Source organism: Thermovirga lienii (assembly GCF_036847465.1).
GTDB classification, from domain to species: domain Bacteria; phylum Synergistota; class Synergistia; order Synergistales; family Thermovirgaceae; genus Thermovirga; species Thermovirga lienii.
The window spans coordinates 42,564-53,868 of sequence record NZ_DAITZW010000007.1 but is presented as its reverse complement, the minus strand read 5'-3'; the positions used below and the strand labels follow the sequence as shown (position 1 = coordinate 53,868).

Here is an 11,305-nt window from a genome sequence, read left to right as displayed (position 1 = left end):
ATGCAAATAATAAAATACATGCTGCAAGGCAAAAACCAAAAGGAAATAGGCCAGATTCTGGGCATGTCGCAACAAGCCATAAGCAAGAAGCTCAATAACATCAAAACCCTAGCAAAAGATTTACTCTACTAAATTGCGAGGGCGGTAAAACCGCCCTCATGCTATTTGCATCCGAAGTTTATGACATTAAAGCAATTTACAAAAATTTATTTTTTAATATACTATTTTTACACTCCATTTGATAAGGAAGAGCCGGTTTGAGTACAAAGAAAGCATATTTCAAGTTTTACATTTTATGTTTGGTGTTTTTTCTTATGTTTTGGCCCTTCTGCTTCCGGGAGGCCAGCTGGGCAAGCTCCCATGAGCAAGAGCTTCCTCCCCTGGAGGAGCTGGAACCCCTTGTGCAGGAGGGGCCCGAGGTTCTTTCTTCGCTTGCTCTCCTGAACGAGAACATGCACATCCTAGAGGCCGAGAAGGACTCCATAGGCCCCAAGTTCTACATAAATGCCACCTATGGATACAACGACGAGCCCCAAAGCGAGACCTCCGACGAGAACATCAATTACCAAAAGCTGACGCTGAAATCCTGGGTCTCATTCCCCATACTGGGCACCTGGAACGGCGAAAAGATCAAAGTGCTCAAGGCCGAGATGGAAAGGCTGAAGGGCGAGGCTTTGCTCCGCAAGGTCCTTGAAACCAACCTCACCAGCCTGCGGAAGGCCTACATCGTACTATGGGCAGAATGCAGGAAGGAAGAGGCAATAAAAGAATTTCTTGCAGGCGAAGAGGAAGCGAGGAAAGTTTTGAAGGCCCGCACGGAAAAGGGGCTCCTGCTGGAAGCAGACCGCCTTGAGTTTATGTCTGCCTTTGAAATGGCCAAGCGGGACCTGGAAAGCGTCCAGATGAAAAAATCCCAGGCTCTGGGTACCATACGCCTTGCGACCGGCAGGTCTTGGAAACTCGGAGCCAAATGTCCCAATCCCACATTGCCCGGCCCTATCAAGGACCCAATGACTCTCTACGACAACATCCCGAAACTAGCGGACCTATACTACAAGGATCAGGCTCTTGAGTTAAGGGAGCAAATAGCCCAACTATCGGGCAAGCTCGAGAAAGAAGGGAATATAGACCTGGGAGTTGCAGTGGGAAAGGACTTCCCCGGCGGGACGGGAAGCGGCGCGTATATTTCGGCTACGATAAAAAACCCCTTCCGCTCCTTGAGGGACGATAAAGACCCCGCCAAGCTCGCCGCCGAAGAAGCCCTAAAAAAAGAAAAACAAGAGAAGATAACAACCCAAATAACCTTGGAGAACGACCTTAACAGGATACTGGGCCTTAGACAGTACGCGATAAAATCCATAGATGCCAATGAAAAGCGCCTTGAAGCCGCCAAGGAGGCCATAAGGGAAAACCTCCTGCGCCATGAAAAAATACCGGGGGACACCTTTGAGCAACTCCTGAAAAGCCGCTACAACTACCTCAGAACCTACTTGGACTTTGTAGACGCCCAAAGCCTTTTGCTTCAAACCGAGGCGGAGCTTGCCATATTTGCATATCCCGTGACATTGGACAACATAAATGAAAAGCTGCCCAGGTACTTTCCCCTGGCAGAGCAAAATTCCTTAGCTTTCCCCTTCAGGCTTTCTGCCTATGTTTGGGATCCATCGGCACTGCTTGATTCAAAAACCCGAACCAGCGAGCTTGATAAGTTGGCCTCGGAGGGCTTCAGCCGGGTGCTTTTGTCCTTCAACAAAGCTGAACTTAACTTCCTCAAAACTCCCCAAGGGAAAAGTGCTCTTTTAAACCTCATAGAAGAGTGCAAAAGTCACGCTATGGATGTGGAGCTTCTTTTGGGGGACCCCTCCTGGCTCTTGGAGAAGCACCGCCCAAATCTCTTGGAGATAATAGGCTTCATGAGCCAGTTTCCCTTTGATGGAATCCATCTGGACATAGAACCCGACTCTCTGCCTGACGCTGCAAAGAACAGAAAGGCCCTGACGCAAAAGCTCGTGGATACCACAAAGGAAGTATTAAGCGCTTCGGGCTTTCCCGTTTCTCTGTCAATTCATCCTAGATACCTGGAAGGTGAATTGGGACAAATCGCTGGTAAGGGGCTCGCTAAAATCGGCGTTGAGTACGTAGCGGTTATGATATACTCCTCAAACGCCGAAAAAACCGCAAAGCGCATGGAGGCCATAATGAAAAGCTTTCCCAACATGAGATTTGCCCTGGCCCAGAGCGTAGAACAAAACCTCTCCCCACAGGAAAGCTACGGAACAAAAGGCAAAGCCGCGCTCAAAGAGGCCCTGCACTACATGAACAAAAAGCTCCAGTCGCCCCAGTTTGAGGGCTTTATCATACAATCATGGAAAGAGTATAAGGAGATGAAACCGTGAAAGTAAGATTCCAATCTCCCAAGAGCAAAAATCCAGACGCCAAAGACGGCCTAAAGATACCTTACGCACCAGCCAAGAGGGTCTTCCCCAAGTGGCGTTGGTTTTTGGTGGTGCTGATCGTCTGCAGCCCCTTTTTGTACTTCTTGTTCAAGATAGGAAGCGGTCTGTTTTTTGCCATCTCCCCTGGAAACATCGAAATGGAAAGAGTAGCCGTTACTGCTCCCCGCCCCTGCGTGGTGGAAGCCGTCTTGGCCAAAGAGGGTAAGGCCGTAAAAGAAGGGAACGTACTGTTCTCCATAAAGCCCACTGTCCAACCTGAGAGGCTCCAACTGCTCAAGGCTGAAAGAGACGCCCTGCTGGAGAACTATCCCCAACCCGACGACGCATCGAAACTCAAGGAGTTATTGTCGTTGGCAAAGCAAGAAGCAGACTACAGAAGGAAGATACTAAAAGACACCGAAGAGCTGTTCAACAAGGGAGCAGCCACACGGGCAGAGCTCAACCTGGCCCAAAGCGCCTTTGCGTCGGCATGGGCAAACTACATAAGGCAAAAAGACGAATTAAACAAGATGGAAGATGCAAAGGACCCCCAGTACGAGGTGAGGCTGAAGCAGCTAGAGGCCGAAATAAAGCTTCTTGAGGAAGGAGAACGCCCCATCGAAGTCCGTTCTCCCGTAGATGGACTGGTCATGGAAATCTTCGTCGTGCCCAACCAAACCGTGGCGCAGGGGGGGTTGTTGGCCAGCATGGTGGACACCAAAACAGCAGCTTTGGTGACTTACGTGGAGCCCCAGGACCTTCATTTCGTATCTCCGGGAAGGCCGGTGACGTTGAGATTCCCCGGCGGGAAGATCGTAAAAGCCAAGGTCAAGGAGATACCCACCACTGCCCAGGCACTGCCTTATGAGCTTAGGACTCCCTTCAGCCAGAACCAAATAGCGGTGAAGGTAATCTTGGAGCCCACAGAACCCATACCAGAAGATTTGATGGTGGAAGGGCTTCCCTTCTCTGCCCACTGGGGATTCCACCTAAAATTCTGGGAATGAGACCAAAGGAAGTGAGCCGGAAATGACTGAAAAAGATATAAAATTTGTCCGCTTCGCCCTCGCGGAGAATCCTTGCCTCAATAGGTACGAAACGGTTAAGGACGTACACTCCATAGAGGAACTAACGCAGGTTATGGAGGATGCCGACGCCTTCATAATAGACGGTTCAGAACCTGAGGAGCTGGCATGCCAAGTTTCATGTACCATACGAAGCAATCCTTCATCGTGCGCCAAGCCCCTGTTCACGACTTCGGCACTGCCGGAAAAGATAGCCCTTCTGTGCGACGGGGAAATATCCTCAATGGAGGAGGCCGTAAAAAAGGCCTCGCAGATATTGAACCGGCTGAACGAAGTCAACCAGGATGCCCTCAAAGAAAGCCCCGACTTCCGGCTGATGGCCTATTTGTACGCCAGGCCCAACATGCAAATAAAGCCCCTGCTCGAACCCTTTACACCCCATGCCTACAGATATCCCTTAGCCTCCTGTCTCAGCGAGGATCCGGCCATGGGCGAGGAGTGGCTAGGTTTTCTCAAGCAGAAAGGGCTGTTAGAGTTCGGAGACCTGATAGACCGTATAAGGCTCTGCCCCAGGTGCGAGACGTCCCACCTGAACTACATCGATATATGCCCCAACTGCAGCAGCCTGGACATAGTCAGGAAGGAGTTCATTCACTGCTTTACCTGCGGAAGGGTGGGACCGGTTGAGGATTTCCTCCTGGAGGATCACCTGAGATGTCCCTTCTGCCACACAAGGCTCAGGCATCTAGGAGAGGATTACGACCACCCCATGGAGAGCCATTCCTGCAATGATTGCGGCCATCGATTCATAGACCCCGATGTGGTCGTTGACTGTTTCAACTGCAGAACGCGATCTGACACCGACGAACTTATAATAAAGAACATATACGGTTTCAAAATAACCAACAAGGGCAAAACCGCCGCGCGGGTGGGCACCATGGAAGACGTATATAGCATATTCGACAGCCTCAATTACATGGCTCCTCCCTATTTCAGCAAGCTCATGAACTGGCTCCTTGATCTTCACAAAAGGTACCCCCAGGACAACTTTTCCGTGGTGGGAATTTACATATCCAATCTTCCCGACATCGCCCTGGAACTTGGAAGGGAAAAGACCTTGCGGCTTGCAAACGAGATAGCTAGAAGGTTAAGGCAGTTAATAAGAGGAACCGACGTCTCGACGAGGACATCCATAAACAACCTGTGGCTTCTTTTGCCCAAGACCGACAAGGCCGGAGCCAATGTGCTCGCTGAGCGGATAAAAAACCTAAGTTCGTTAATAGATATCGATTACGAGGGCACATTGGAGTTTAAAATCGCCCTATTCTCCACTCCCGACGACCTTATGGACGCAGACGATGCGGAAAGGATCCTAGCAAGGTTGTCTGGGGAGTTGGGCAATGAGTAGTTTTTTTGCTCAGGTTTTCGACGTATTCGTAGTCCTTTTGGGTGACCCCTTCTCCGCCAAGACGTGGCAGGTCATATTTCAGTTCATACGCTTTGTGCTCTTTTTTGAGGTGCCGGTGTACCTTTTGGTGACCCTGGGCATTCTGAAGTACGGCCTGATACGAATGAGCGAAAAATACACCCAAGATAGAAATTTCCCGTCTGTCTCCTGCATAATAACCTGCTACAGCGAAGGGGAGGGGGTAAAAAGGACCATTCAGACATTGGCGGAGCAGTTCTACCCCGGACTCATTCAGATAATAGCGGTCATAGATGGTGCAGCGCAAAATCAAAAGACCTACGAAGCAGCCAAATCCATGGAGAACGTAGTAAGCAGGATACCCAAAAGAAGCTTGCTCGTGCTTCCAAAGTGGAAAAGGGGAGGTAGGGTCTCATCCCTCAATGCGGGGCTTGCCGTCGCCAGAGGAGATATAGTAATGGCCTTGGACGGAGACACCTCTTTCGACAACAACATGGTGGAGCGGGCAACACGGCACTTCGAGGATCCAGACGTAGCATGCGTCGCAGGCTCCCTAAAGGTCCGAAACATACGAAAGAGCCTGGTTACCAGGCTTCAGGCCATAGAGTACTTCCTCTCCATACAGGCCAGCAGGACAGGGCTGAGCGCCTTCAACATGGTCAACAACATCTCTGGAGCCTTCGGCGTCTTCAGGAAAGATGTGCTAAAGACAGTCATGGGGTGGAGCACGGGCAGCGCGGAGGACCTGGACTTGACCTTGAGGGTAAAAAACTATTTCGGACGATACAAGAACATGAAGATAGTCTTCGACCCCGAGGCCGTGGGGCTCACCGACGTACCTGAGACCTTCAGGGATTTCTTCAGGCAAAGGCTGAGATGGGATGGAGATCTATCTTATATATATTTCAGGAAGCATTGGATGTCCTTTAACCCCAGGCTTGTGGGGTGGAAAAACTTCATAGCTCTCCTTTGGACTGGCCTTTTGTTTCAGATAGTCATGCCCTTTGCAATAACGGGATACTTGACGTACCTTGCGGTGGCCTTCCCTGTTTCCTTTGCCCTGGGAATAATGGCGCTAGTGTACTTGTTCTACCTAAGTGTCACCGCTTTTTTCTTCATTATCTTCGTGCTGGTATTGTCAGAAAGGCCCTGGCAGGATATGAAGCTCTTTCCGTGGATAGTCTTTATGCCTCTGTTCTCCATGATAAACCGAGTCCACAACGCATTTTCCACCCTATGGGAGATCTTCGGCAAAGCCCACCAGGATACGTCCATGGCTCCTTGGTGGGTAATAAAAAGACGGGAAAAAACCGACGAAACATAAAAAATCCCCTTTATAATATGCCTCTTGTTTCGGCTTCGTTGCTTTGAAGTTTTTCCATAAAGAAAACTTCCCCTCATGCTAAAATTAGTCTGAAGATCTACCTTGGAAAGAGGTCGATATCATGGCACGAAGCCTTATCTCCGCATTAAAAAGGCTCATGAGCATGCAGCGATGGAACTTTTTGCCCCGCATTGAGACATGGACAGAGGCGGAAAACGCAGCATACGTCGCCCACCTTGGATACGCAATAGCCAAAGAGATGAACAAAGATGACGAGTTCGTCAACCACCTCATATTGCGGGCACTGCTTCAATCATTCACCAAGTTCGAGATATCGGATATCCCAAGGCACACCATAGAGTCCTTGGAAAGAATACCGGTGGAGGACAACAAAAAAGGCACAAACTACTACGAAATCCTACGAGATGACGCAGCGCGCAAGATCGCTCCACTGTTTCCAAGGCCCATAGGGGGAAAGCTTTTGCCGTACATGAAGGCAAAGCTAAAGCTCGAAGACGAATCAACTGCCCAAGACATAGACCATATCTTCAACTACTGCAAAAGGAAGGCAGCCCTTGAGGAGTGCCTCACCAACGGCAAAATATACAAAGAAGCCTACGAAAAACGAGAAGAAGAGATCCGAAGGAGTATAAAAGAAATTCCCCATTACGAAGAATACGAGAAAATAGCAGAAAGCCACAGAGAGTACTTCATCACCGTTCGCAACCTCAAATACCTGATCCGCTGGAACCGCATAAAGCGCACCCTGGAAAGCAGCGTACTAGCTCACACCTACGTTGTCGCCCTGCTGGCAGCGGTATATTCCCTCTACGAAGAAAGGATGTTCGCCCCCATATATGGACCGGATATCTTCAAGGAAAAATTCCACATTGAATCTGTTCTGCTCTCTCTCTTTCACGATATCCTGGAGAGCCTGACGGGGGACGTGATCTCTCCGGTGAAACAGAGAATAAACGAACTTGGCACTTCAAAGGAAGGCCGACCCCTTTGGGACATAGTTGAGGATAAGCAGCGAAAGGTCATAAAAGAGACCATGCCGCCCAAAGTCAAAGAGGACGTAGAAAAGAAAAGACTTTTGGACGAACTGAGCACGGAGAAGTCCTTCTCAGTGAGCTCCTTCACCAAGCAATGCGACATGCTTGCCTTGGTTATCGAGTGCATCCTGGAGCTGGAGAACAACCCGGCCATACCGGAAATGCAAACCACGGCCACCAACTACCTTGAGCAGCTAAAGACCTCCGAATGGTTTTCACTGCGCCAACTGGCCCAGGAAATTAGCATGGAATACGGAAATATTTAGGGCCTGCCCTCAATCGAACAGGCCCAAGGTAGGTGTTTAAAGGAGGAGAAACAGCAGTGACAAATCCCAAAAACTCAGGCTACCGTGGCATAGCTTTGACAGTAGCAGGAAGCGATTCAGGCGGTGGGGCAGGCATACAGGCCGACTTGAAGACCTTTGCCGCCCTAAGAGTCTTCGGCACCAGCGTGATAACGGCCGTAACGGCCCAAAACAGCCTGGGAGTAAGGCACGTGGAGGTCCTTTCCCCTGAGAGCATAAAAGAACAACTAAGGGCAGTTCTATCTGATTTTCCCGTGGGCGCCATGAAAACGGGCATGCTGGCATCTTCGGAGGTAATAGAAGCCCTTTGCGAGGTCTTGTCTGAATTTGCTCCGCAAAAGATAGTGGTCGATCCAGTCATGATATCTCAAACGGGACATGCTTTAATAGACCAATCAGCCATCTCCACCCTTAAGGAAAAACTCTTCAAACATGCTATGCTGGTCACGCCAAACCTTCCGGAGGCCGAAAAATTAGTGGGATTTCCCATAGAGGACAAAGAATCAGCCCAAAAGGCCGCCTCCGCTATAGCTCAAATGGGGGCCAAGGCTGTGTTGATCAAAGGAGGGCACAGAGAGTCTCAAACGCTGCAGGACCTACTGTTCATAGGCGAAAGAGTCAGGGTTTTCACCCACCCACGGATTCCCACGGAGAACACCCACGGAACAGGATGCACTCTGAGCGCTGCGATAACTGCTGAACTGGCTTCGGGTTGCCCCCTGGAAGAAGCAGTAGAAAGGGGCATTACATACCTTCAGATGGCCCTAAGGCGGTCCTTCAGGCCTGGAAAAGGACCGGGCCCAGTAGGACACTTCGTCGTACCATCATGGGTAGGTGAGGCAGATGACTGATCTAGCCAAAAGACTCAGGCTTTACGTAATTCCGGACCTCTCCTCTGGAAGAGGCTTACCCTTGGAAGAACAGGCAAGAGCCGCACTGGAAGGGGGAGCAACGGCCATACAATTAAGGTGCAAGGACGCCACCTCAAAGGAGCTATACCGCTATGCCTTGGCGTTCAGGCATTTGGCCGACGAGTACGGAGCGCTCTTCATAGTGAACGACCGGCTGGATATAGCCTTGGCGGCAAAGGCTGACGGAGTCCACCTGGGAAAAGATGATTTGCCCGTCCGAGTCGCTAGAGAGCTGGCACCAGAGGGGTTCATAATTGGAGCAACAGCCAGAACCCCTCAAAGAGCCATAGAAGCACAAAAAGAGGGTGCAAGCTACCTGGGAGTGGGCGCCATTTACCCCACCAAAACCAAGAAGGACACGGTGGTGATAGGTTTAGATGGCCTTAATAATATAGTAGAGAAAGTCTCCATTCCCTGCGTGGCCATCGGGGGGATAACCATAAAAGACGTAAAAGAGGTCATAAAAACAGGAGCCTGCGGGGTTGCCGTAAGTAGCGCCATTTTCGGAACCCAAGACCCAACGGATACGACAAGACGCTTCAAGGCCGAGCTGGAGGGCTTCAACAACTGATGACAATGCCAAAGAGCCGTGGTAATGTAGTGGGCAACTGCGATTGGTTTGGGCCAGGTAAGAGATATTTGTGGACCTTAGAATAGGATAAGGCAGCAAAACACCAAAAATAAAGACCTGACCCCGAGGTGATATGGGGATATTTTTTGTGGCGCTTTTGGCAGGTTTTATAGGAGCTATATTGGGATTGGGAGGAGGCATATTCCTCGTGCCTGCTCTTACACTGCTTTTGGGGATACCTATGAAGTTTGCGGTCCCAACGAGCCTGCTGGCCGTTGTAACTACCTCCGTAGCTGCTTCCAGCATATACATAAAAAAGGGCTTCACCAACATAAAGCTGGGCCTTATACTGGAAATAACCACCGTATTGGGCGCCCTGGCGGGAAGCCTTGCAGTAGCCCACATAGAAGAAAGCATCCTCGCCATCCTCTTCGCAATGGTTGCTTTTTACACAGCTTTCGCCATGTGGCGCAGCGATGACATTCAAGAAAAAACCCCGCACCAAAAAGCAAATCACACAAAAAACACCTTGCTGGACTGCAGCGGCAAGTTCAAGGACCCATCCTCGGGAGAAACTATCGCCTACACCCCAAAGAGGCTCCTTTTGGGAATGGCCCTCAGCACTCTGGGAGGAATCACTTCTGCCCTCCTTGGGATAGGAGGAGGCCCCATAAAAGTACCCATAATGCGCCTTGTGATGGGACTCCCCCTCAAAGCAGCTACGGCCACCAGCACCTTCATGGTGGGGATAACCGCATCAGTGAGCGCCGTCATATACCTGTTTGAAGGCATGGTGAAACCAGATCTTGCCATTCCCGCAGTCTTGGGCATATTCATAGGCGCCAGAACGGGAGCCCTAGTGGCGGGGAAAATGAAAAGTCACCACATAAGGACCGCCTTTTCCATCCTCCTGGTCCTGATCGCCATAGAAATGCTCCTCAAAGGCTTAGGCAGATAATCCCCGCATCACGTTTCACAGAGGTGAAACTAACCCACTTTGCAAAAATAAACTGAACCCTTTGGGTATATTGCGAAAATTAGTTTATAATTATAGAATGGGACACAATAAGACTCCCTACGCATTAGCGTGAAGGAGAGTGAAAGTATTGAGGAAACTAATGATGGCCATGCTACTTTTCTTTACCGTGGCGCTATCGGTGTCGTTTCCCATAAAGTTTTCCGAAGCTCAAGAGGTCAAATACCTATACATAGCGACTGGAACCATAGGTGGGTCCTACTACCCCCTGGGGCAACAGCTTGCTGAGATATGGAATTCCAACATACCCAACATACATGTAATACCCAAGGCCACAGGGGGTACCGTCAACAACCTGGAACTGCTGAGGAAAGGTAACGCTCACATAGCCTTTCTGGACGGACTGTATTATTATGCCTACCACGGCATGGAAAGATACGAAGGAACCCCTCACAAGTTCATAAAAGCCATGGCGCCCCTCTACCCTGAACCGGTTCAGGTCCTTGTGGCAAAAGAAAGCAACATTAAAACATTGAGAGAACTCAAAGATAAGAGAGTCTCCATAGGAGCAGAAAAAAGTGGGACAGAAGTGACAGCACGAGAGCTTCTAAGGGCAGCAATGTTAGATCCAGACAGGGACATCCAAGGAGTTCACCTGGGAGTATACGAAACAGCCAAAGCATTCAGGGAAAAGAAAATAGACGCCGCCATAATGGTAGGAACATTGGAAATGGCCGGGGTAAAGGAAGCCACCGACCAGGGCCTTGTGGAACTCCTAGAGATCCCTTCTCCAGTAATTAAAAAGGTCATATATCAGACTCCCTATTGGGTGCCCTTCACCATACCGGCAAACACCTACAAGGGACAGGATAGGGATATAAAAACCTATGCCAGCTGGAACATACTGGCCGTACACCAAAACCTCGATGCCGATTTGGTTTATGAGCTGACCAAGCATTTTTACGCCCACAAGGACAAGCTTGAGGTATGTAGAAAAACCATGAAGACTGCCATTCCAGAGAACATAAATTATATATTGATCCCCCTCCATGAAGGAGCAGAAAAATATTACAATGAGTTGGAAAGTCAAACTCCCTGAGGAAGGGACAAAAACACCAAAAATAAAGACCAAACCCCGAAAATGCGAAAATGGAGGTAGCTAAAATGGACGAATGGGTTTTGGAAGTCTCACCGGGCATAACCCTTAGCTTGATGGACCTGCCATGCAAAAGGAGAGGTTATCACCACTTTTTGGGCATCTGGCTCCTGGAGGACCA

The 11,305-nt window shown here is 49.7% G+C and carries 10 protein-coding genes; all 10 read left to right on the top strand.

Annotated elements, in window-relative coordinates; all coding sequences use genetic code 11:
* The 10 genes from V7Z69_RS09940 to V7Z69_RS03990 all read left to right on the top strand — a co-directional run bounded on the left by V7Z69_RS09940 (position 1) and on the right by V7Z69_RS03990 (position 11,127).
* Positions 1 to 132 carry a helix-turn-helix transcriptional regulator gene (locus tag V7Z69_RS09940; RefSeq protein WP_416376414.1) on the top strand — a complete coding sequence of 44 codons (132 nt, stop codon included), beginning with the start codon at positions 1 to 3 and terminating at the stop codon, positions 130 to 132.
* A gap of 170 nt (positions 133 to 302) precedes the next feature.
* Positions 303 to 2,396: a TolC family protein gene (locus V7Z69_RS04030; RefSeq protein WP_334138681.1), complete on the top strand. Its 2,094-nt coding sequence runs from the start codon at positions 303 to 305 to the stop codon at positions 2,394 to 2,396.
* Positions 2,393 to 3,442, top strand: coding sequence for an HlyD family secretion protein (locus V7Z69_RS04025; protein WP_334138680.1), 1,050 nt, complete (start codon positions 2,393 to 2,395; stop codon positions 3,440 to 3,442). Before V7Z69_RS04030 ends, V7Z69_RS04025 begins: the two co-directional genes overlap by 4 nt.
* 22 nt (positions 3,443 to 3,464) lie before the next feature.
* Entirely contained in the window at positions 3,465 to 4,868 is a 1,404-nt protein-coding gene (locus tag V7Z69_RS04020; RefSeq protein WP_334138679.1) for a TackOD1 domain-containing metal-binding protein, read from the top strand.
* On the top strand, positions 4,861 to 6,210 hold the full coding sequence (locus tag V7Z69_RS04015) for a glycosyltransferase family 2 protein (RefSeq protein WP_334138677.1): 1,350 nt from the start codon (positions 4,861 to 4,863) through the stop codon (positions 6,208 to 6,210). Before V7Z69_RS04020 ends, V7Z69_RS04015 begins: the two co-directional genes overlap by 8 nt.
* A 121-nt stretch (positions 6,211 to 6,331) precedes the next feature.
* On the top strand, positions 6,332 to 7,531 hold the full coding sequence (locus tag V7Z69_RS04010) for an HD domain-containing protein (RefSeq protein ID WP_213698329.1): 1,200 nt from the start codon (positions 6,332 to 6,334) through the stop codon (positions 7,529 to 7,531).
* A 56-nt stretch (positions 7,532 to 7,587) separates the two neighbouring features.
* The gene (gene thiD / locus V7Z69_RS04005) at positions 7,588 to 8,421 is read left to right on the top strand and encodes a bifunctional hydroxymethylpyrimidine kinase/phosphomethylpyrimidine kinase (RefSeq protein WP_334138673.1); all 834 of its coding nucleotides are present in this window, start codon (positions 7,588 to 7,590) and stop codon (positions 8,419 to 8,421) included.
* Positions 8,414 to 9,052: a thiamine phosphate synthase gene (gene thiE / locus V7Z69_RS04000; RefSeq protein ID WP_334138671.1), complete on the top strand. Its 639-nt coding sequence runs from the start codon at positions 8,414 to 8,416 to the stop codon at positions 9,050 to 9,052. Before thiD ends, thiE begins: the two co-directional genes overlap by 8 nt.
* Before the next feature lie 133 nt (positions 9,053 to 9,185).
* Entirely contained in the window at positions 9,186 to 10,010 is an 825-nt protein-coding gene (locus tag V7Z69_RS03995; RefSeq protein WP_334138669.1) for a sulfite exporter TauE/SafE family protein, read from the top strand.
* A 148-nt stretch (positions 10,011 to 10,158) separates the two neighbouring features.
* On the top strand, positions 10,159 to 11,127 hold the full coding sequence (locus tag V7Z69_RS03990) for a TAXI family TRAP transporter solute-binding subunit (RefSeq protein ID WP_334138666.1): 969 nt from the start codon (positions 10,159 to 10,161) through the stop codon (positions 11,125 to 11,127).
* Positions 11,128 to 11,305: the final 178 nt, after the last annotated feature.